Here is a 23496-nt window from a genome sequence, read left to right as displayed (position 1 = left end):
ATTAATGTACTACCTCCGCTTTTGGCATTTCCTCAGCTGTGAATGTCATTGACTCAATTACACGTAGCATCGCCTCTGCAGTATCTAAAGATGTTAAACATGGCACACCATTTTCTACAGACTCGCGACGAATACGGAAGCCATCACGTGCTGGTTGCTTGCCTTTTGTTAAAGTGTTTACTACAAGCTGTGCTTCACCATTTTGGATTACATCAATTAACGTTTTACCTTTAGCACCGATTTTCTCTACAACATCTGTACGTACGCCGTTCTCTTCAAATACTTTTGCAGTACCTTCTGTTGCCATAATACGGTAGCCTACTGTTGAGAAGCGTTTTGCTAAGCTAATCGCTTCTTCTTTATCTTTATCCGATACTGTGAATAGCACTGTACCGTGTGTTTTAATTTCCATACCTGCTGCTACTAAGCCTTTGTATAGTGCTTTTTCTAATGTAGAATCTTTCCCCATCACTTCACCTGTTGATTTCATTTCAGGTCCTAATGTAATGTCTACACGGCGTAATTTTGCGAATGAGAACACTGGCACTTTTACGAATACACCTTGCTGCTCTTTCGCTAAGCCTGTTGGGTAGCCTTGTTCTACGATAGACTGACCAAGAATGGCTTTTGTTGCAATATTCGCCATTGGAATATTTGTAATTTTTGATAGGAATGGTACTGTACGAGATGAACGTGGGTTAACCTCAATTACGAAAATTTCGCCTTGGCTCATTACATACTGAATGTTCATCAGACCTACGATACCTAAACCTTTTGCTAAACGTGTTGTGTAATCTACTAACGTTTCTTTTTGTGCTTCTGTTAATTTTTGTGGTGGGTATACCGAAATTGAGTCACCAGAGTGAACACCTGCACGCTCAATATGCTCCATAATACCTGGGATTAATACATTTTCACCATCACAGATTGCATCCACTTCGATTTCCTGACCTGTTAAGTAACGGTCAACTAGTACTGGGTGATCTGGAGAGGCTTCTACTGCATGCTCCATATAATGTGCTAATTCATCTAAGTTATAAACGATTTCCATTGCGCGACCACCAAGAACGTAAGATGGACGAACTAAGACTGGGAACCCTAATTTTTTACCAATTTCTAATGCTTCTTCCGTAGATGTTGCCGTTTCACCAGCAGGCTGTGGAATTCCTAGCTCTTGTAGTGCCGCTTCGAATTTATCACGGTTTTCTGCACGGTCGATATCCTCAAGTGATGTACCTAAAATTTTCACGCCATTTGCAGCAAGCTTATCTGCTAGATTGATGGCTGTTTGACCACCGAATTGTACAACAACACCAATTGGTTGCTCTAGGTCGATAATATGCATTACGTCCTCGATTGTTAATGGCTCAAAGTATAATTTATCTGAAATCGAGAAGTCAGTCGAAACTGTTTCAGGATTTGAGTTAATTATAATCGCTTCATAGCCTGCCTCTTGGATTGCCCATACAGAGTGAACAGTTGCATAGTCAAACTCTACCCCTTGACCGATACGAATCGGACCAGAGCCTAGTACAACCACTGATGGCTTGTCAGATTTAATCGATTCATTTTCTTCTTCATATGTGCCGTAGAAGTACGGTGTTTGAGATTCAAACTCAGCCGCACATGTATCAACCATTTTGTATACTGGGATAATGCCGTTGTCTTTACGGAATTCGTATACTGCTTCTGGCGTTGTTTCCCAAAGCTCTGCGATTTTACGATCTGCAAAGCCTAAACGTTTTGCTGTACGTAACACGTCTTTGTCGTTTTTATTTTCTGCAAGTGTCGCTTCCATATCGACAATTTTCTTTAATTTGTGTAAGAAGAATAAGTCGATTGCTGACCACTCGTGAATTTGCTCGATTGTTACACCGCGTCGTAATGCTTCACCGATGAAGAATAAACGCTCGTCACCCGCTTTACGAATACGTTTTTCAATCCAAGAATCTGTTAACTCTTCTGGGTGTTTCATTTCAATATGGTAGTGACCTGTTTCAAGTGAACGAACTGCTTTTAACATCGCTTCTTCGAACGTACGGCCAAGTGCCATTACCTCACCCGTTGCCTTCATTTGTGTACCTAGGTTACGTTTCGCTGATTCGAATTTATCGAATGGCCAGCGTGGAATTTTCGCTACGATATAGTCAAGTGCTGGCTCGAAGCAAGCAAAAGTAGAACCTGTTACAGGGTTTTTAATTTCATCTAGTGTTAAACCAACTGCGATTTTTGCCGCTAATTTTGCAATTGGGTAACCCGTTGCTTTTGAAGCAAGCGCTGATGAGCGTGATACACGTGGGTTTACCTCAATTACATAGTACTGGAAGCTGTATGGGTCAAGTGCTAATTGTACGTTACAGCCACCTTCAATTTTTAATGCACGGATAATATCAAGTGAGATATTACGTAGCATTTGGTTTTCACGGTCAGAAAGAGTTTGTGTTGGTGCAACTACGATTGAGTCACCTGTGTGAATACCTACTGGGTCGAAGTTTTCCATGTTACAAACTACGATTGCATTGTCTGCAGCATCACGCATTACTTCATATTCAATTTCCTTGTAGCCAGCGATTGATTTTTCAAGTAAACATTGCGTTACTGGTGAATATTTCAAACCTGATGTTACGATTTCTTCTAAGTCTTGGTCGTTATAACAGATACCGCCACCTGTTCCACCAAGTGTGAATGCTGGACGTACGATTACTGGGTAACCGATGCGTGCTACTAATGCTTTTGCTTCTTCCATGTTGTGGATGATGTCTGACTCAGGTACTGGAGCACCTAATTCGTACATTAAATTACGGAATAAATCACGGTCTTCCGCTTTATGAATCGCATCTAATTTTGTACCAAGGATTTCGATGCCTAGCTCGTCTAAAATACCTGATTCATCCAGTTCGATTGCCATGTTTAAGCCTGTTTGACCACCAAGTGTTGGTAGGATTGCATCTGGGCGTTCTTTGCGTAAAATACGTGATACGAATTCTAAGCTAATTGGCTCGATATAGACTTTGTCAGCGATTTCTGTATCTGTCATAATTGTCGCTGGGTTTGAGTTAATTAAGATTACGCGGTAGCCTTCCTCTTTTAATGAAAGACACGCTTGTGTACCTGCATAGTCAAACTCTGCTGCTTGACCGATAACGATTGGACCTGATCCGATTACTAAAATTGTGTTTATATCTGTACGTTTAGGCATGTTGTTTCTCCTTTGCTGCTTCATTTTCCATCATTTCAATAAACTCATCAAATAAGTGATTTGAATCTTCTGGACCTGGTGAAGCCTCTGGGTGATATTGAACCGTGAAGATTGGATATTTCTTATGACGAACCCCTTCACAAGTACCGTCGTTTAATGCGACATGAGTTAATTCTAAATCTGTATCTTTTAATGAATCGATATCAATTGCATAACCGTGGTTTTGAGATGTTAAATCTGTACGGCCAGTGCGTAAATCCTTTACTGGGTGGTTACCTCCGCGGTGACCGAACGGCAATTTAAATGATTTTGCCCCACATGCTAATGAGAAAATTTGGTGCCCTAAGCAAATACCGAACATTGGCACTTTTCCGATTAAGTTTTTAACCGTTTCGATACCTTCTGTTACGTCCATTGGGTTACCCGGGCCGTTTGAAAGCATAATGCCATCTGGTTGCCACGCTAAAATTTGCTGAGCTGATGTATTGTAAGGTGCTACGATTACATCACAGTCACGTTTATTTAATTCGCGTAGAATACCGTGCTTCATACCGAAATCAATTAGGACAACACGTTTGCCACGACCTGGTGATGGGTAAGCAGCTTTTGGCGATACTTCCTTCACATGATGTGTAATTAGAGGTGTTGCTTGTAATTGTGCTACGATTTCCTCTACATTTACCTCTGCATCCGCTTCAGTTAAAATTGCTCGAACCGCACCCTTTGCACGGATAATACGTGTTAATTTACGTGTATCAATCCCTTCAATACCTGGGATATCCTGTGATTTTAAGTAATCATTTAATGTCATATCACTACGCCAGTTTGATGGATGCTCAGCTAATTCACGTACAACGAATCCACGAATAGCCGGCTGAATAGATTCAAAATCGTCACGGTTAATACCGTAGTTACCGATTAATGGGTATGTTAATGTTACAATTTGACCGTAAAATGATGGATCAGATAATGTTTCTTGGTAGCCTGTCATCCCTGTTGTGAAGACAACTTCCCCTTGAGATGCTTTGTCACTACCGAATGCTGTACCAGAAAATACTGTACCATCTTCTAAAATTAATAAACGTTTTTTCATTATTGCGCCTCCTGATATACGATATTGCCTTCAAAAATTGTTACTACTGGCCAACCTTGAGCCTTCCAGCCATTGAATGGTGTGTTACGACCTTTTGACACAAATCCTTCTGCATCAACTGTCATTTCTTTTTCAAGATCGATAATTGTGAAATCTGCTGAAGCACCTACTTCAATTTTACCGTATGGTAGGTCGAAAATTTCTGCTGGCTTTGTACTCATCCATTGAACTAATTGCTCTAATGTCCATTTTCCTGTTTTTACGAATCTTGTATACAGTAATGGGAACGCTGTTTCAAAACCAACAATACCAAATGGTGCCCCTACCATACCGCAGCATTTTTCTTCCACCGTATGTGGAGCATGGTCTGTTGCAATACAGTCGATTGTGCCATCTAGTAGGGCTGCATGTAATGAATCCTTATCATCTGCAGCACGTAATGGTGGGTTCATTTTCCAGTTTGCATCATCTGAAGGGATATCCATTTCTTCTAGTAATAAATGGTGTGGACATACTTCAGCTGTTACACGAATCCCCGCTGCCTTTGCATCTCGTACTGCACGAACAGATTCTTTCGTCGATACGTGACAAACGTGATAGCGAGCACCTGCTGCTTCGGCTAATAATACGTCACGGGCAATTTGAACGGATTCACAAATGGAAGGAATACCTGGCAAACCTAGTTCTTTATTGCGCTTTCCTTCATGCATAACCCCTTCATAAATTAGCGAGTTATCTTCACAGTGCGCTACCACGATCGCATTAATTCGAGCTGCTTCCTTCATCTGTTCATACATTGTAGAGGCTAATTGAATGCCTACACCGTCATCAGAGAAAGCTACAGCACCGTGTTGCTTTAATTCTTCAACATTTGTACGTACTTCACCAGAAATATCCTTTGTTAACGAGCCATATGGTAATACGCGAACGACCGCACTTTCTTCAATTAATCCATTAATCAGTTTCATATTTTGGACTGAATCGGGTACAGGCTTTGTATTAGGCATTGCACAAATTGTTGTGAACCCGCCCTTTGCTGCTGAAGCTGTTCCAGTCGCAATTGTTTCCTTATGCTCAAAGCCAGGCTCACGTAGATGTACATGGACATCTACAAAACCAGGCGATAAGAAATTCCCGTTACCGTCAATCACCTCGGCGCCCGCTGGCATCTCTCCACCGATTGCTGATACTTTACCATTTTCAACTGTAATGGATGATAAGACTAATTCACCTTGTTCATTTAATAATTGTACATTTTGAATATAAGTAGTCATGTTATTGTCGTCCCTTCAAAATTGTTTCTAGAATTGCCATACGTGCATATACACCATTTCTTACTTGCTGGAAAATACGCGAACGCTCGCATTCAACTAATTCGTCTGAAATTTCTACATCACGGTTTATTGGAGCCGGATGCATAATAATGGCACCTGGCTTCATACGTTTTTCACGCTCTGGTGTTAACCCAAACTCATCGTGATAGCTTTCTTTGGAGAAATTTTTACTTACGGCATGTCGTTCATGTTGAATACGAAGCAGCATTACAACATCGCTATCTTCTAGTACATCATCCCATGAATGCACCGCTTCAAAATCGCCTGCCCATTCCTCCGGGCATAGGAAGCGGACATTTGCCCCCAACCTTGTCAGCGCTACTGCATTCGATTTTGCTACTCGACTATGTGAAATATCACCTACAATGGTAATATTCAAGCCTTCAAAATTGCCAAATTCTTTTTTTATTGTGTAAAGATCAAGTAAACTTTGCGAAGGATGCTGTCCAGCTCCATCCCCTGCATTAATAACAGCACAATCAATACCATGGAGTAACTCGTTGTAGTATTCATCTTCTTTTGCACGGATGACAACAGCATCGATACCAATCATTTCAAGTGTTTTAACAGTGTCATACATCGTTTCACCTTTTAATGCACTTGAAAATCCTGCATCAAACGGAATGACCGTACACCCAACACGACGCTCAGCCATTTCAAAGCTTGTTTTAGTTCGAGTACTTGGCTCAAAGAATAGATTTGCTACATTATAAGGACGATCTAGTTGTGGTTGTTCACCATTTTCAAACGCCTGTGCTCGGTCTAAAATGTGCAAAATTTCTTCATTTGTTAAGTGTTCCATTGATAATAAATTTTTCATATCACTCGCGCCTCCGATTTGATTCGCTACTTATCTTTAAGTATAAATCTATTTCAACCTTACTCATTTGACAGATTGATGACATATTCATAAAAAAAGCCTCACTATACTGAATAGTGAGGCTTTTAAGGGTGCGACAAGCTAAAGCATCATAAAACTATGTGCTAAGAGCCTATCTTTCCCCTTACTGCCTCTCTGGACAATCTTTAAAAGGTACTCTATTATTCATTTTCGTAAATATCGCCAACATTTTTATCGCGACCTGGTAGAATCAGGTTTAAAAGCACACCGATTATCGCAGCTAATGCCATACCCTCGATTTTGAACGCCTCGGTGAACTCGAATGCTGCGCCGCCAATTCCGATGACTAAAATAACAGAAGAAATAACTAAGTTACGATTGTTACCAAAATCAATATTGTTTTCTACTAACATTCGAAGACCACTTGAAGCAATGATCCCGAATAGTAGAATGGAAATTCCACCAAGTACAGCTGTAGGAATCGTTTGGATAAGTGCCATTGCTTTTCCTACGAACGAGAAGATAATCGCGATCACTGCAGCACCCATAATAACGTAAACGGAATACACACGTGTGATGGCTAAGACACCTATGTTCTCACCGTATGTTGTCTTTGGAGGACCACCGATAAAGGCACTAATAAATGTCCCTAAACCGTCTGCAAAAATTGAACGATGTAAGCCTGGGTCTTTAATATAGTTACGACCAACTACTTTTCCTAACACTAATTGGTGACCGATATGTTCGGAAATCGTTACTAGTACGATTGGTACCATTGCTAGTAAAATTGTTGAAGTAATTTTGAATTCATAATCAATACCTGGAATCAGGAACTCCGGCATTGCAAACCAAGATGCTTCCTTTATTGCTGTGAAATCTACTATTCCAATGAAGCATGAGTAAGTGTAACCGATGATTAATCCAAGTAGGATTGGCATCGCACTTAAAATATTTTTAAAATACACTGTGAAAATAATGGCCGAGAACAAAGTCACTAGTGCTGCCGAAAAATGCTTGAAGCTATATTCACTTACAGTAATCGTTTGTTGTGTTGCTTCATCAAACTTTTCTACAGGTATATTCATCGCCATATCAACAGCCGTTCCTGCTAACCCTAGACCGATAACCATAATAACCGGTGCTACTACAATTGGTGGTAGTAGCTTCATTAACCATCTATAGCCTGTTTTCCAAATTATTAATGAGACAATCCCGTATGTTACCCCGACTGCCATTGCACCGATCATGGCATTCCCGGGGTTGACACTCATGTTATCACCGTCTAAACCGCCCGCCGCTACTAATATTGGCGCAATAAATGCAAAGGATGATCCAAGATACGCTGGCACTTTAAATTGAGTAATTAATAAAAATACGATTGTTGCAATCCCACTTGTTAATAGGGCGATTGCTGGACTTAAACCAACTAGCTTCGGCACTAATATAGTTGCACCAAACATGGCAAACATATGCTGGAAGCTTAGTGTAACGAGCTGTAAACTAGAAGGCTTGTCATTTATATCTAATACTGCTTTTGACATTGTCAATTTCCTCACTATTCTTCCTAATCTTCTTTATGGATTGTTACTAAATCCTTGCCATCTACTTCTTCTAAATTCACAACGATTCTTTCATGTCCTGATGTTGGGATGTTTTTCCCAACATAATCTGCTCGAATTGGCAGCTCTCTGTGGCCTCGATCAATTAAGACTGCAAGTTGAATCTGTGAAGGTCTTCCTAGGTCCATTACCGCATCTAATGCAGCACGGACTGTACGTCCTGTGTAAAGTACATCGTCTACTAAAACGATTTTTTGGTTGTCTACTTGATCATCGATATCCACCTGCTGTACTTGTGCTTCATCATTGACTTGCTTGGTTGATAAATCATCTCGGTAAAGCGTAATATCAAGCTCACCTGTCCGAATCGGTTTCCCTTCGATTTGTTCGATTCTTTCTGCTAAGCGCCTAGCTAAATATGCCCCTCGCGTTTTGATGCCTACTAAAATACACTCATCTATCCCTTTATTACGTTCAATTATTTCGTGAGCAATTCGTGTTAATGCACGATTCATTGAAGGTCCATCTAATAGCTCTGTACTGTTCATAATATTTTGCCTCCTTCCTTCTATGTTTCCACCTTTTCTAAATAAAAAACCTCCCAAGCGATTGCCTAGGAGGTTGTCAAATACATGTTTAAATAACGCGACCGAAAATATTGCATCACAAAATTTTCTACGCTTCACAAGTACCTTCTCAGCCTCTCTGGACTGCCATTAAAGGTGAATATTCATTTTTCATAGCGTTAACTGATTCGCTCTCGTCGAATCTTTTGTTTAACTTTAGTTAGTATAGTCTCCAAAACACGATAAGTCAAGGTACTATAAGAAAGTTGACCAATTAAGAATTATCTGTCTATAAAACCTTCACCATTTTTTTAGCTCTTTACCATAACTTAGGGATAAATTCCGATACGCCAGCGTGCTTCCCTAGGGAAGGCCGCTTAGCCGCTTCACTCGCCACGCTGGCTCCACTATTAATCATCAAACGCTTTATTTAAATTCTCATCAACATGTAATTGACAATTAGCAAAATATTTTATCCTGAATTATTTTTAGCACACGTAACGTAGAGCGGCGACTCCTGCGGGAATAGCGTGAGCTGAGGGCCCCGCAGGAGTGAGGTACGAACGACGAGGAGACTGAAGCCATGCCCGCGAAAAGCGTCCGCTCGGAGTGTAGTGTGCAGTATATATAGCAACCTAGACTTTTAGGGATGAACCAACTTTAGCGTAGGGATGCTAGTAATTGGTTAAAATCCTCCGGTAGAGGGACTTCAAATTCTAAATACTCGCCTGTTACTGGATGATCAAAACCTAGAACTCCTGCATGAAGTGCTTGTCCACCAAAATCAATTGTTTTCTTCGGTCCATATTTCGGATCTCCTACTAATGGGAAGCCAATATAATTCATGTGCACACGAATTTGATGTGTACGACCTGTTTCTAGTCGACACTCAACTAATGTGTAGTCACCAAAACGCTCTAGTACTTGGAAATGTGTTACTGCATGCTTTCCACCATCAACAATCGCCTGTTTTTGACGATCCTTAGTATCTCGACCAATCGGTGCATCAATCGTCCCTTTATCATGGGCAATATGACCATGAACAAGTGCTGTATATTTGCGTGTTACTGTTTTCGCCACAAGCTGGTTCACTAGTGATTCGTGGGCTTTATCGTTTTTGGCAACCATCAATAAGCCGGATGTATCCTTATCAATACGATGAACGATACCTGGACGCATGATTCCGTTAATACCAGATAGGTCCTTACAATGGAACATCAACCCGTTCACAAGTGTGCCTGTTACATGACCAGGTGCAGGGTGTACGACCATGCCTTTTGGTTTATTTACGACTAATACGTCGGCATCTTCGTAAACAATTTCTAAACCTAAATCCTCCGCTATTATTTCAAGCGGCTCTGCTTCTGGCACATTTATTTCAATAAGGTCGCCTATCTTTACTTTGTACTTTGCTTTTACAGCCTCACCGTTAACTTTTACGATTCCGTCCGTAACCCAATTCCCAATCTGTGTACGTGACCACTCATTTTGAATTGTCGATAACGCCTTATCAATGCGCTCTCCTGCTTGTGCTGCTTCGATTGTATATGTTACAACTGTCATTTTTTCACCTTTTTCTTTTCTGCTCGCTCTTCCATTAAAATCGTAATTAGTAGCATAATAACAGCAATTGTTAACGCCGCATCTGCAATATTAAAGATTGGGAAGTGATAATTAATAACCGGGATCAGTACATCGACAAAATCGACAACCTCTCCTAAAAATAATCGGTCAATAAAGTTCCCAATTGCACCACCTAACAGTAGCATTAAACTAATTTGGAAAAATGGCTTTCCTTTTGCTTCTTTATGATAAAAATAAATAATCGCAATTATGACACCTATAGTGACAATTATAAATAGCCACATTTGCCCTTCTAGCATACCCCAAGCAGCTCCGCGATTACGATGGGATAATAATCCAAACCACGGATCCCAAATCGAAATCCGCTCATTTAGTTCCATATTGTTAACAACCATCCATTTTGTTGCTTGGTCTAATATAATAACCAAAATTGCTATTCCATAATACTTATACAAAAGTGACGCCTCCGTTTACCCGATATCTTGTCTATTCTAACATAAACCGCTCATATCGAATATTGTTAACATCCACAAAATGAAAAAACTAGGGAGAATGGACTCCCTAGCAAATATTATTAAACGTAATATTTTTCAACAACTTCCCCGCAGCGAGTACATAGTGTAGGATGCGCTTCATTTGCACCTACTGTTTCAGAAATTGTCCAGCAGCGGTCACATTTTTCTCCGTCTGCTTTTTCAACAACGATTGAAGTTTTATCTAATACAAGCGCATTAGCTGGAGCTTCGCCTTTTGCGCCAGCAACAGTAAACTGTGATACGATCGAAAGCTGTGCAAAATTAAGGTTTGAATCATCTAATAATGCAACTACTTCATTATCACCATACACTGAAAGTTTGGCTTCTAGTGATTTACCAATTACTTTTGCATTTCGGGCTTCTTCTAGTGCTTTTAGTACTTCATCACGAACCTCAATTATTTTTTCCCACTTCGTACGAAGCGCTTCGAAGTTTGGCTGCTCATCTACCTCCGGGAAATCTGTTAATTGAACAGACAATTCCTCTGCACCTAAGTACGACCACATTTCATCTGTAGTATGAGGTAAAATTGGTGTTAATACTTTTAACAGTGTCATTAACGTATCATACATCACGGTTTGCATTGCACGACGGGCTTGATTATCCTTACCTTCGATATACACAACATCCTTTGCGATATCTAAGTAGAATGAAGATAGTTCTACGGCTACAAAGTTATTAATTAATGTATATACAGTTGAGAACTCATAGCGGTCATAAGCAGCACGTACAGCTTTTAAAACATCCTGAAGGCGCATGTACATATACTGATCCATTTCACGTAAATCGTTATAGGCTACACGGTCCGTTTTTGCATTGAAGTCTGAAACGTTTCCATGTAAGAAACGAAGCGTGTTACGGATTTTACGGTACGCCTCTGAAACTTGCTTTAACATATCCATCGAAATGCGTACGTCGCCTGTGTAGTCAACAGAAGCTACCCATAGACGTAAAATATCTGCCCCGTATTGATCCATTACTTTTTGAGGGATAATTACATTCCCTAGTGACTTAGACATTTTACGACCTTCACCATCAAGTACAAAACCGTGTGTTAATAAGCCTTTATATGGTGCATAACCATTAATTGCAACGGAAGTAATTAATGATGAGTTAAACCAGCCACGGTGTTGGTCAGAGCCTTCTAAATACAGGTCAGCTGGATATTTCATACCGCGCTCTACAAGTACACCTTGGTGTGATGAACCCGAGTCGAACCAAACGTCCATAATATCGTTTTCTTTCGTAAATTCACCGTTCGGACTACCAGGATGAGAGAAGCCTTCAGGCAATAATTCCTTCGCCTCTTTTTGGAACCAAATATTTGAACCATGCTCACGGAATAGTTTTGAAATATGTGCAATCGTCTCCGGTGTAATAATATGTTCACCGTTTTCAGCATAGAAAATCGGAATTGGAACACCCCATGCACGTTGACGAGAAATTACCCAATCTCCACGATCACGAATCATATTGTACAGACGAGTTTCACCCCATGCTGGTGTAAATTCTGTTGCACGAACCGCTTCTAGTAATTCGTCACGGAACATCGCTACTGATGCAAACCATTGTGGCGTTGCACGGTAAATTACTGGTTTTTTCGTACGCCAGTCATGTGGATATGAGTGCGTGAAGAAGTTTAATTTTTCAAGTGCGTCTACTTCTTTTAATTTCTCAGTCACCATTTTGTTGGCTTCATTGTAGAAAATACCTTCAAAGCCAGGTGCTTCGTCTGTATAGCAGCCACGATTATCTACAGGCGATAACACTGGTAAGCCATAAGCCTTTCCAATATTAAAGTCATCTTCCCCGTGTCCTGGAGCAGTATGAACACATCCTGTACCTGCCTCAGCTGTAACGTGCTCACCAACCATTACTAGTGAATCACGGTCATAGAATGGGTGCTGTGCCACAATACGATCTAGTGCTTCACCCTTTACTTCCTGAATTACTTCATAGTCTTCCCACTCAAGTGTTGTTGCTACAGTCTCCAGAAGCTCTTTTGCAATAATGAATTTTTTAGCACCTACTGCTACAACTACATAAGTAAACTCTGGATTTACTGAAATTCCTAAGTTTGCTGGTAGAGTCCAAGGAGTTGTTGTCCAGATGACGAATTTTGCATCGGCTGGCACGACACCTTTTGTATCTTTAATTGGGAATGATACATAGATGGATGCAGATTTTACATCCTTATATTCAATTTCAGCTTCTGCTAATGCAGATTCAGAAGAAGGTGACCAATAAACTGGCTTTAACCCTTTGTAAATATAGCCCTTCTCCGCCATTTTTCCGAACACTTCAATTTGACGAGCTTCAAATTCTGGTTTTAATGTAATGTAAGGATTTTCCCAATCACCACGAACACCTAAACGACGGAACTGGTTACGTTGGTTGTCGATCTGCTCATACGCATATTCTTCACAAAGCTTACGGAATTCCGCTACGGACATCTCTTTACGTTTTACACCTTTATTTGTTAGTGCTTGCTCGATTGGTAAACCGTGTGTATCCCAGCCTGGAATATATGGAACATGGAAACCTGTCATTGATTTATGGCGATTAATCATGTCTTTAATTACTTTATTCAGTGCATGCCCAATATGGATATCTCCGTTAGCGTACGGAGGGCCATCATGTAATACGAAATGTGGACGGTCTGCTGTACGTTCATTTACTAATTTATTAATGTCCATCTCATTCCATTTTTCTTGCATCTTCGGTTCGTTTGCCGGTAAATTTCCGCGCATCGGGAAATCAGTTTTCGGCATTAATAACGTATCTTTATACTCTACCATTGTAATAATCCTCCTCTAATTATCGTTTAATACAAACAAAAAAGCTTCTTCGCCCCGAACAAGGGACGAGAAGCTTATTACTCGTGGTACCACCCTAATTTGCAAAAAGCATTTACGCTTTTTACCTCTTAGACGCTATAACGTTGCGTGACACGAAATTACTTACTTTTTTCAGTAATTTTGCTCAGGAGTGATATTCTGTCATAATTGTTTCGTTCGAGCTTTCACCATCCTCGAATCGCTAGTCAGCAATTAAAACATACTGTCTCCATCTTAGCCTTATGAGTATAAACGATTTTCTTGTGTATCAGTATATGAAACTGTTGATAAGTCGTCAAGCACAAATGACTAAATCGAGCTTAAGTTCTCATCTTCTGGCTCAAGCTGAAGTCGATTTTGTTCTTGGATATCTGTTAGGCCAACCTCATATTGAAGGAGTTGGTCCCAATCGTCTGTATTCAATAAATCTAATTGTGCCTCGACTAACATTTTGAAGCGATTACGGAAAACCTTTGATTGCTTTTTCAGCTCATCGATCTCAATTGTAATCTTACGAGCCTTCGTTAATGCTTCATTAATAATACGGTCTGCATTTTTTTCGGCTTCCTTCACAATCAATTTCGCTTCCTTTTGAGAGTTACGACGCACTTCCTCTGCTGCCTCTTGTGCAACAACGATTGACTTTTGTAGAGTTTCCTCTAACGTATTGTAGTGGTTCATTTGCTCAGTCATCGTTTTTATTTTATCTTCAAGCTCTTTTTTCTCACGAAGAATAATTTCGTAATCTTTAATGATTTGATCTAAAAATTCATTTACCTCGTCCTCCGCATAACCACGGAATCCACGTGTAAACTCCTTATTATGTATATCAAGAGGGGATAATGGCATATTGTTCAGCTCTCCTTTTTCACAGTACTAAATTACTTTCATTATACTTTGTCTCTCAGTAATTGACACTAGTTATTATCAAATATACGCATTTGATTACATTTTTTGCTCCAAATGTCCTATTTGTAGGCGGATTTTATCCTTTTTTGTACGCCCTTCAGTCATGATCACCTTCAAGCGTCCAAAACCTCTAACAGAAATAATATCCCCCTCCTGTAACTCAAAGGCTACCCCTTCTCGAATGGTCCAGTTTACCTTCACTCGTCCGGCAGTAATTAAGCTTTGAGATTTTTGCCGTGAGATATTTAACACCGTTGAGAGTACAACGTCAAGTCGCATAGAGGATACTGTACATGATTTTTCTAACCACTGATCCTCGCTTTGAATAAGCGGTGCATTGCCCACTTCCTCAATATGCACCTTCACTTTTCCAATGCTGATTAAATTTGCCCGTACATAATCTGCTACTTCTGCCTCAACGGCAAACTGTATAACATTTTCCGCTACACGTATATCTCCATATTTACTACGATCCATGCCCAATGAAAGTAAAGCACCTAGGACATCGGGATGCCTCAGTTGAACAAATTTTGACGGGTATTGCAGCGAAAAAACCGTTACTTGAAATTCATCCTGCTCAGGTTCAAAATAGGAAGGTGCAATCAATGCACGTTTTCTCTCAGGATTATTAAATATACCCTCTGTACTAACATGTAAACCTTCTGATTGACCGATAACGGATGCAACGATAAAACGCTGACGTGGATCAAGAAAATCGGTTAGCTTTGGCGCATACCTATCTTCAACCTCCCGTTGCCAGCCAACAACTTGCTCGATAAATGGTTGCTCATCTTTTCTAAAGTGCTGAATCAAATGTTCCATCAGGATGCCTCACATTCACATTAAACAAAACCCCCTACAATAAACGAATCAATAGCGCCGTTATCGTACGGGGAAAAGGTTAAAAAATCATATAGCTTAATACTTTTAGTAAACCAACTTCGATAAATTGTAAAACAAATAAACCAACAATAGGTGAAATATCAATCATGCCAATCGGTGGTATAAATTTACGGAAGAAGCCTAAATATGGCTCACAAACTGTTGCTAAAAATCGTCCGACAGCTGAACCTTGTGCAGCTGGAATCCAAGATAGCAAAATATAACCAAATAGCATAATCTTATAAATCAAAAATACTTGGGAAATAACATAAAAAATCATCTTGTAACCTCACTAGCTTTTAAATTTCATCAAATAAGTAGTCTGATATTTCCCCAGAAACTTCTACATTTTCCGGTGTGCAAAGGAAAATATCAGTACCTACACGTTGAATATCGCCACCTAAAGCATATACCGTTCCGCTTAAAAAGTCGATAATTCGTACTCCTTGATCGCGTTCGATACGCTGTAAATTGACGATTGTTGCACGTCTATTTTTAAGATTTTCAGCAATATCCTGTGCTTCGGCATAAACCCGTGGCTCTACTAAAACAACCTTTGAATTTTTATTTGTAGCTGCTGTATGCAAACTCACTACATTATTTTGCACAGTACCCTCATTTTTCTGCTGTATTTTCCGCTCTTTTTTCACGCGATTATTAACAACAGGCATTTCTTGTTGTGTAGGCTGCTGCTTAGCAGGCTTCTCGTTTGATTGGGCAGGTGCTACTGTTTCTTCCTCTTCTTCTAAATAAAAGAAATTTTTAATGATATTTTTCATACTCATCCATAGTCCCTTCCTTTTTATCCAACAAGAGCCGTACCAATTCTTACGAAAGTAGCACCTTCTTCTACAGCAATTTCATAATCGTTTGACATACCCATAGAAAGCTCGGTACACGGTGCATACTGTAATTGTAAGCTTACAACTTCCTGCTGCAAATTTTTTAAATCTCGAAATACACGTCGTATCACATTTTCATCGTCTGTATTCGGAGCCATCGTCATTAAGCCAACAACTTCAATTTTTTTATAGTCCTTTAGTTGCTTAATAAAAGAAATCACTTCTTCTTTTGCTAATCCATGCTTGGACTGCTCACCTGATACATTCGCTTGAACAAAACATTTAACCACATGCTTAGCACGTTTTTCGATTTCCTGGGCTAAACTCAATCGATCAAGGGAATGTAAATAATGGATATGATTAATAACTTGTTTTACTTTTCGAGTCTGAAGTGAGCCTATATAATGCCACTGTGCTTGCTGCTCGTCGATAGACTCTAACTTTAACTGTAGACCTTCTGGGCGGTTTTCTCCTAAATGAATAAGCCCCGACTGGAGTGCTTCCTTAGTACGATCTACGGATACTTCCTTTGTAACAGCAATAATATTTACTAGCTGCTTTCCATCTGATTTTTGCTTCGCTCGTTCAATATGCGATTGAATCTGCTCTAAATTATCAACGATTTTCGCCACTTTTTTCCCAACTTTGCTACAATAGTTTCCCTTATTGTACCAAGCTAAGCTCGTTTTATCAATGAATAGCGGGACCTATCCCGAAATCTGTTTCACTAATATTACATCTTTTCCAACTATGAGAATATCACTAATTGCAACTTTTTTTGTAGGCTCTTCTCCTTGGATAATGTGGTAGAATTTCCTAGGTTGCGAGACAATAAAGTTAGTAATTTTTCCACTTTTCTCACAAACCTCTGCATCTACAATATAACCAATAAACTTTCCGCTGCTCGCTTCAATCATTTCCTTCTGCTGCGCAACTGAGAAGCGCATATGTTAACCTCCCTTTACTACAATAAAAGCGCACTATAAATGTGCGCTAAATAAAAGTATTAATCCACTTTATAATCTTTTTGCATAAGCTGTATTGCACTTTTTTCTAAACGCGATATTTGCGCCTGTGAAATCCCTAACGTCTTCGCTATTTCTGTTTGTGTTTCACCATAATAGAAACGTTTAGATACAATCAGCTGCTGCCTTTCATCAAGCTTCTGCATACTTTCCTTCACTGATACATAGGCTACCCACTGTTCTTCACTAACTTCACCCTTCAATTGATCCATCATATAAACAGGATCACCACCATCGGAATAAATCGGCTCTTGCAAGGATACTGGATCTTGTATAGCATCTAGTGCAAAAAGAACATCCTCCTGCTTCATCTCTATGAGTTCTGCAATTTGCGCTAACGTCGGTTCATATAAATGTTCTGCTAAAAAACGTTCCTTTGCTTGCATCGCCTTATACGCGATATCTCGTAATGAACGAGAAACACGCAGTGCATGATGATCACGAAGATGTCTACGAATTTCACCAATAATCATTGGCACTGCATAGGTAGAAAATCGAACATTATGTTTTAAATCAAAATGATCAATTGCTTTTAATAAACCTATACAGCCTACTTGAAACAAATCATCCGCTTGCTCGCCACGATAAGAAAAGCGACCGACTATACTTAATACTAGTCGTAAATTACACATAACAAGCTGTTCTCGAACAGGCTCTTCTCCTGCTTGTAATCGAATAAATAATTCCTTCATTTCTTCATGCTTTAAAATTGGTAGTGACGAAGTATCCACGCCACATAGCTCTACTTTCATACGGACCATCTCTTTTCCTCCGAACTTTTCTCTTTTGTTCAGTTTGTCCGTATACGAAAAGAGTATGCGCTAGAAATTACGCCAATTTCATCCAATCTAGGCGATCGGCTCGTTCAAATATTCACGTAAATCTAATATTATTTTTTTCTCAAGACGAGAAATATACGATTGCGAAATACCTAAATGATCCGCAACCTCCTTTTGCGTCATTTCTTCTTTACCATTTAATCCGAAGCGACATTCCATAATATATTTCTCACGTGGACTTAAACAATTAATCGCACGGAACATATGCTGACGCTGCAATTTACGCTCCACATCATTAGAAATAATATGCTCCTCGGTACCTAAAATATCCGATAAGAGTAATTCATTGCCGTCCGCATCAGAGTTTAGAGGCTCATCTAGTGACACTTCACTTTTCATGCGACTTGTTTTACGTAAGTGCATCAAAATTTCATTTTCAATACAACGAGATGCATACGTAGCTAACTTAATGTTTTTTTCAGTATTGAATGTCTCAATTGCTTTAATTAAACCGATAGAACCAATACTAATTAAATCCTCAATTGGTGTAGCTGTATTATCAAATCTTCTTGCTATATAAACAACTAGTCGTAAATTTCGTTCGATTAATGTATCACGGGCACAAAGGTCACCGTTCATGAATGCTTCAACAACAGATAATTCTTCTTCTCGTGTTAATGGTACTGGCAATGAGTCATGACCTCCTATATAATATGTTCCTTTGCGTGAAAATTTCCGCAAAATATTCTGAATAAAAGCAACGAGCTTTCGTAGCAATGATTGTCCCCCTTTATTTATGAAGTAGGAAGCATGGAAAAATGGAGAATAATATCGGCTTGCTGTGGAAACTTCGCATCATTTTGTGTAAATACAATGTAGTGCCCTTCAAATGTTTTATCGTTAAGTGTTACTGCATCACATCGAAACGCCAATACATACAAGGATTTTTGCTGTACAGTCGTGATCGAAACAAAACGTATAGTACGCAATACCTTTTTAGGAAACATCGAGATATTAAAGGGCTCCTCTTGCTTCCAGTCATTTAATGCGTCCAGGAGTGATGAGGGTAAATACTGACTTGTTGCCTTTAACGATAAAAAATGTACGGGCTGACGACTAATGGGCTCAATACATTCATTTCCTGTGTCAATAAATGCATCTAAGTTTAAACTACAATCGAGGATACGTATGTCACATTTTGTCTTAAACTTTTGTTGTAAGTTATCCTTCCATAGAGAGACCCACCGATTCTTAATTAAGAGTAGGCTCAAGCTAGCTATAACAACAATTATTAAAAAATAACTTCCCTTTAAATTCATTACAGCATATGTTTGAACAACATTTAGTAGACCACCTAATAGAAATGTCGCGCATAATAATACGAAGCCTTGCTTTAAAAAAAAGGCTCGCTTAAACTGAAAGGCAGTACCAATTAGAACAACGAAGCTTAGTATTAATGCTAGCTTGGAAGGATAAAAGCCGATCGCTATCACACTACTCACGAATGCACTTAGAAGCAATCTCCATTTCTTTCCGATTGCTTGTGTAACATCCTGTGTAAAGCGTAATAGCAAATAATTAAATAATGTACTAATAAGGACAAGCCATTCTCCTATCATGCTTAAACCCTCCTAGTTGTAGGTTATCACTGTAACCACGTGGAAAATGTCAAACGCTCGGGATGAAATGAAAAAATCAATTGACAAAATTATGAACTATATTAAAAAATTCGACAAAAAAACCCAAAAATCTCTGAACTCAAGACTACGACTTCACTCATTTTTGGTGTCGAAAGACAAAAAAATCTACAAGACTATGAATAATCTTGTAGATAGAATAGGCTATCAAGTTATTATCGATTACGACGATTACGTAAAAAAGTCGGAATATCTAAAGCTTCTTCTTGCTGATAGCTTTGTTGTGTTTGTTGTGATTGTCTCGGTTGCTCTTGAACAGGCTCTTGACGGATAGGTGCCTGTTGCTGAGTAGCAGCTGTTTGTCGCTGACCAAGCGTTGGACGAACTGGCTGCTGTTGTGGAACAAAATCATCAGAGAAACCTGTTGCAATGACAGTAACAATAATTTCATCATTTAAATTTTCATTAATAACGGAACCGAAAATCATATTTACTTCTTCATCAGAAGCTGAAGCTACAATATCTGCCGCCTCTTGCACCTCATAAAGACTTAAATTAATTCCGCCAGTAATGTTCATAATAACCCCTTTAGCTCCATCAATTGATGTTTCTAATAGCGGACTTGAGATTGCCTTTTTTGCGGCTTCCGTTGCACGATTTTCTCCAGTAGAAATACCGATTCCCATAAGCGCTGACCCTTTATCAGACATAATTGTTTTTACGTCAGCAAAGTCAAGGTTAATTAAACCTGGTGTTGCAATTAAATCGGAAATACCTTGGACACCTTGTCGCAGTACATTATCCGCTTCACGGAATGCCTCAAGCATTGGTGTAGACTTGTCCACGATTTGTAATAACTTATCGTTTGGAATGACAATTAATGTATCAACGGCTTCTTTTAATGAACCAATTCCACCGACTGCTTGAGTTTGACGCTTACGACCTTCGAATGTAAAGGGGCGTGTAACAACACCAACAGTTAATGCGCCTAATTCACGTGCAATTTGAGCGATAACTGGCGCAGCTCCAGTACCCGTTCCACCACCCATACCAGCAGTTACGAACACCATATCGGCACCTCGTAGCACTTCTTCTAGTTGCTCACGGCTTTCTTCAGCAGCTTTTTTTCCTACCTCTGGGTTAGCTCCAGCTCCAAGTCCGCGCGTTAATTTACCACCAATTTGAAGCTTAAATTCTGCTTTAGAATGTTCTAAAGCTTGTGCATCTGTATTTACAGCAATAAAGTCTACACCTTGCACACCATGTTCAATCATTCGGTTTACAGCGTTGTTACCACCGCCACCTACACCGATTACTTTAATGACAGCAAGTTGATCGATACTAGTATCAAATTCTAACATATTGTCTCCTCCTACTATACTTCTTTATTATCATTCGAAAAATTTATTAAAAATTCTTTTTGCCGTGTCAATAACGCCTTTTTTATTTTCGTTATCGACCTTCTCAGTTGCATTAGATTGCTTTTTAGGAGGAGTTGGCTGAGCTGCTACAGAAACAGTATGTGCTTCCGGGCCCCTACCGTAAAATTCATCATCTAGATGCGCATAACGAATTAGTCCAACTGCTGTTGTATATGATGGCTCACGTACTCCAATATAATCCGGTGTATATACCCGAACCCGTGTCTGCATGACTTGACGAGCAAGCTGTGCAATCCCCTCTAATTGTGCTACACCACCTGTTAGTACAATTCCACCAGGTAAATCTCGAATGCCAAGACGAGAAAGTTCGTCTAAAATAAGTTCAAATAACTCTTCTAAACGTACACCAATAATTTCAGAAATATAGCGTTGACTATATTGATCTGTCGAATCTGTACCAACTACCGGCACTTCGAACAATTGATCATCTGAAGCATCATCATAAAAGGCATGTCCAAATTGCTTTTTAATACTTTCCGCCTGTTCAGTTGGAGTCTTTAACACGATGGATAAATCCTTCGTAATATGATCTCCGCCGACAGGTACAACAGATGTATGAGTTAGCAGTCCCTCTTCGAAAACAGCGATTGTTGTTGAACCACCACCTAAATCAATATAGGCAGTCCCTTGATTTTTTTCATCTTCCGTTAAAGCATAATAACCGGCAGCTAATGGTTGTAAATAGATTTCACGAATTTGTAAGCCTGCACGCTCTACACATCGTAAAACATTATGTAGTAACGTTCTTGATGTCGTAATCATCGTGGCATCTACTTCTAAACGAATACCAATCATACCTCTAGGGTCTTTAATTTCATCCAAGTGGTCTACAATAAATTGACGAGGAATTAAATTCACCATTTCACGTTCAGGCGGAATAGACATTACCTGAGCAGAATCTAATACACGTTGTAAGTCGTCGTCAGATATTTCACGATCATCACTATTTACAGCTACAACACCTTTTACTGGTTGTAAGAACGTTTGATTTGCTGGTACACCGAGTACGACTTCTTCTACTTTTATTCCTGTCATTCTTTCAGCTTGTTCTATTGCTTTATTGATAGATTGTACAGTGGCATCTATATCTACAATTGCCCCTTTTCGTATACCGTTAGATTTAGCTTGTCCGACACCAATAACATGCAATTGGTTATCGCTCATTTCACCTATTAAAACTTTAATAGAAGATGAACCAATATCTAGCGAAATATATAAATCTTGATGATTCAACTCGCTGCACCTCCTTTAAATACTCCTACTGTTCATTCTATTGTATAATTCTTGTAATGTCTAAGTAAATTAGCGTTTGTAACTAAATTTTAATGTGTTTCTGATGATTTATCCCGATTTTTCAGCCTTTTTTCATCCCACTTGGCTATCAATATGCGACGAATGACCGCTATGTTTTGGAAAAGCCTTACACCGAATGCGAAAATTGCTGCTAAATACAGGTCTACTCCAATATGTACGCCTAAAAATGCAAGCCCTGCCGCGAGCGCAATATTGAAAAAGAAACCCGAGATAAAAACTTTATCATCATAAACTTGCTGTAGCTGCGCTCGAATACCTCCAAACATTGTATCGAGAGCGGCTAGTACTGCAATTGATAAATAGTTTTCATAAACTGCAGGAATTTGAATATCGGTTAAAATGCCAAGTGCAATACCTAAAATCAATCCTAGTAGAGGTAACCACATACTCTAATCCCCTTTATTATTTTCATTTAAATAGGTGTTCATTAATTTCTTATCCGTAGCGGCAATTTCAAGGTCTGACTGAGGTTCCCCGATTGTGAGTTCAATATTATCGATAAAGAACTCGTCCATAAAGGAAGAAGCTAGCAAATGATTGTATAATTTCTCCGCTTCATCCTGAGCATTCGTAATCACTTTTATTTCAACATTTGATTTGCCAATCGGTACACTATTAACGGTTGTTTTACCATTAATATCTCGGATAGCAGTTGTATGGATTAACCTTTGTCCATCAATTTCGATATACTGACCGTTAAAACGATAAATATCATTCACTAAACGAATTAATAAGGATGGCGGTATTTCATTAATTTCATAGCCGTAAAGAACGGAATCAAATGAAGGCTTTAGCGTTAATACAATGCCTGGTCCGGTCACTTCCTTTAGACCTGCTTGCATCTTTAATTGCTCCAGAGTTTGTCCTAACAACGCCTCAGGATTATTAAATTTCTCATCCTCATACTGACGTACAATTTCATTCGTCTTTTGGATTTCCTCTAACAACTCCGAGTGTCGTTTTTTTTCATCCGATAAATCTTGTCGAATTTCCCAAACATCGAGATTGTTTTGTTCGGTTGGACTTTGCACTGAATTGTATTGAACAGCAAGCATAAATCCGATAATGCAAGATATAATGGTAATATACAGGTTTGATTTTTTCGTCAACGGCGGCA

22 protein-coding genes and 1 other annotated feature are annotated in these 23496 nt (G+C 39.3%); all 22 genes read right to left on the bottom strand.

Annotated features, from left to right (window positions below; all coding sequences use genetic code 11):
• Position 1: 1 nt before the first annotated feature.
• The 22 genes from carB to V4T18_RS06835 all read right to left on the bottom strand — a co-directional run bounded on the left by carB (position 2) and on the right by V4T18_RS06835 (position 23488).
• On the bottom strand, positions 2–3199 hold the full coding sequence (gene carB / locus V4T18_RS06940) for a carbamoyl-phosphate synthase large subunit (RefSeq protein WP_332648027.1): 3198 nt from the start codon (positions 3197–3199) through the stop codon (positions 2–4).
• Positions 3192–4292 (bottom strand): carbamoyl phosphate synthase small subunit, encoded by a 1101-nt coding sequence (locus V4T18_RS06935; protein WP_332648025.1) that lies wholly within the window; start codon positions 4290–4292, stop codon positions 3192–3194. The genes carB and V4T18_RS06935 overlap by 8 nt, the downstream gene beginning before the upstream one ends.
• Positions 4292–5566 carry a dihydroorotase gene (locus V4T18_RS06930; protein ID WP_332648022.1) on the bottom strand — a complete coding sequence of 425 codons (1275 nt, stop codon included), beginning with the start codon at positions 5564–5566 and terminating at the stop codon, positions 4292–4294. Before V4T18_RS06930 ends, V4T18_RS06935 begins: the two co-directional genes overlap by 1 nt.
• A gap of 1 nt (position 5567) precedes the next feature.
• Positions 5568–6446, bottom strand: coding sequence for an aspartate carbamoyltransferase catalytic subunit (locus V4T18_RS06925; protein ID WP_332648019.1), 879 nt, complete (start codon positions 6444–6446; stop codon positions 5568–5570).
• Between the two features lie 221 nt (positions 6447–6667).
• Positions 6668–8008 (bottom strand): solute carrier family 23 protein, encoded by a 1341-nt coding sequence (locus tag V4T18_RS06920; RefSeq protein ID WP_332648016.1) that lies wholly within the window; start codon positions 8006–8008, stop codon positions 6668–6670.
• A 23-nt stretch (positions 8009–8031) separates the two neighbouring features.
• Entirely contained in the window at positions 8032–8574 is a 543-nt protein-coding gene (gene pyrR, locus V4T18_RS06915; protein ID WP_332648013.1) for a bifunctional pyr operon transcriptional regulator/uracil phosphoribosyltransferase PyrR, read from the bottom strand.
• A 678-nt stretch (positions 8575–9252) separates the two neighbouring features.
• The gene (locus V4T18_RS06910) at positions 9253–10155 is read right to left on the bottom strand and encodes an RluA family pseudouridine synthase (RefSeq protein WP_332648011.1); all 903 of its coding nucleotides are present in this window, start codon (positions 10153–10155) and stop codon (positions 9253–9255) included.
• Entirely contained in the window at positions 10152–10631 is a 480-nt protein-coding gene (gene lspA, locus V4T18_RS06905; protein WP_332648009.1) for a signal peptidase II, read from the bottom strand. Before lspA ends, V4T18_RS06910 begins: the two co-directional genes overlap by 4 nt.
• 119 nt (positions 10632–10750) lie before the next feature.
• The gene (gene ileS / locus V4T18_RS06900; RefSeq protein ID WP_332648006.1) at positions 10751–13510 is read right to left on the bottom strand and encodes an isoleucine--tRNA ligase; all 2760 of its coding nucleotides are present in this window, start codon (positions 13508–13510) and stop codon (positions 10751–10753) included.
• A 58-nt stretch (positions 13511–13568) separates the two neighbouring features.
• Positions 13569–13794: a binding site (T-box leader), on the bottom strand.
• Between the two features lie 64 nt (positions 13795–13858).
• Positions 13859–14398, bottom strand: coding sequence for a DivIVA domain-containing protein (locus V4T18_RS06895; protein ID WP_332648005.1), 540 nt, complete (start codon positions 14396–14398; stop codon positions 13859–13861).
• A gap of 96 nt (positions 14399–14494) precedes the next feature.
• On the bottom strand, positions 14495–15280 hold the full coding sequence (locus V4T18_RS06890; protein WP_332648003.1) for a YlmH family RNA-binding protein: 786 nt from the start codon (positions 15278–15280) through the stop codon (positions 14495–14497).
• Positions 15281–15359: 79 nt separating this feature from the next.
• Positions 15360–15620: a YggT family protein gene (locus V4T18_RS06885; RefSeq protein ID WP_332648000.1), complete on the bottom strand. Its 261-nt coding sequence runs from the start codon at positions 15618–15620 to the stop codon at positions 15360–15362.
• Between the two features lie 19 nt (positions 15621–15639).
• A complete protein-coding gene (locus V4T18_RS06880; RefSeq protein WP_332647997.1) occupies positions 15640–16125 on the bottom strand; it encodes a cell division protein SepF in 486 nt (161 codons plus the stop codon).
• 17 nt (positions 16126–16142) lie between these two features.
• Positions 16143–16814 carry a YggS family pyridoxal phosphate-dependent enzyme gene (locus tag V4T18_RS06875; RefSeq protein ID WP_332647996.1) on the bottom strand — a complete coding sequence of 224 codons (672 nt, stop codon included), beginning with the start codon at positions 16812–16814 and terminating at the stop codon, positions 16143–16145.
• Between the two features lie 75 nt (positions 16815–16889).
• The gene (locus V4T18_RS06870; RefSeq protein ID WP_332647994.1) at positions 16890–17129 is read right to left on the bottom strand and encodes a YlmC/YmxH family sporulation protein; all 240 of its coding nucleotides are present in this window, start codon (positions 17127–17129) and stop codon (positions 16890–16892) included.
• A 59-nt stretch (positions 17130–17188) separates the two neighbouring features.
• Positions 17189–17968: an RNA polymerase sporulation sigma factor SigG gene (gene sigG / locus V4T18_RS06865; protein WP_332647992.1), complete on the bottom strand. Its 780-nt coding sequence runs from the start codon at positions 17966–17968 to the stop codon at positions 17189–17191.
• A gap of 87 nt (positions 17969–18055) precedes the next feature.
• Positions 18056–18763, bottom strand: a complete 708-nt coding sequence (gene sigE, locus V4T18_RS06860) for an RNA polymerase sporulation sigma factor SigE (RefSeq protein WP_332647990.1) — start codon at positions 18761–18763, stop codon at positions 18056–18058.
• Between the two features lie 17 nt (positions 18764–18780).
• Positions 18781–19605: a sigma-E processing peptidase SpoIIGA gene (locus tag V4T18_RS06855; RefSeq protein ID WP_332647987.1), complete on the bottom strand. Its 825-nt coding sequence runs from the start codon at positions 19603–19605 to the stop codon at positions 18781–18783.
• Between the two features lie 233 nt (positions 19606–19838).
• A complete protein-coding gene (gene ftsZ / locus V4T18_RS06850; RefSeq protein ID WP_332647985.1) occupies positions 19839–20984 on the bottom strand; it encodes a cell division protein FtsZ in 1146 nt (381 codons plus the stop codon).
• A gap of 30 nt (positions 20985–21014) precedes the next feature.
• Positions 21015–22298, bottom strand: a complete 1284-nt coding sequence (ftsA, locus tag V4T18_RS06845; protein WP_332647982.1) for a cell division protein FtsA — start codon at positions 22296–22298, stop codon at positions 21015–21017.
• Positions 22299–22387: 89 nt separating this feature from the next.
• A complete protein-coding gene (locus V4T18_RS06840; RefSeq protein ID WP_332647980.1) occupies positions 22388–22765 on the bottom strand; it encodes a small basic family protein in 378 nt (125 codons plus the stop codon).
• A 3-nt stretch (positions 22766–22768) separates the two neighbouring features.
• On the bottom strand, positions 22769–23488 hold the full coding sequence (locus V4T18_RS06835) for a DUF881 domain-containing protein (RefSeq protein ID WP_332647978.1): 720 nt from the start codon (positions 23486–23488) through the stop codon (positions 22769–22771).
• Positions 23489–23496 lie beyond the last annotated feature (8 nt).

Source organism: Lysinibacillus sp. 54212, assembly GCF_036662795.1.
Lineage (GTDB): Bacteria > Bacillota > Bacilli > Bacillales_A > Planococcaceae > Lysinibacillus_B.
This window is presented reverse-complemented; position numbering and strand designations above follow the sequence as displayed.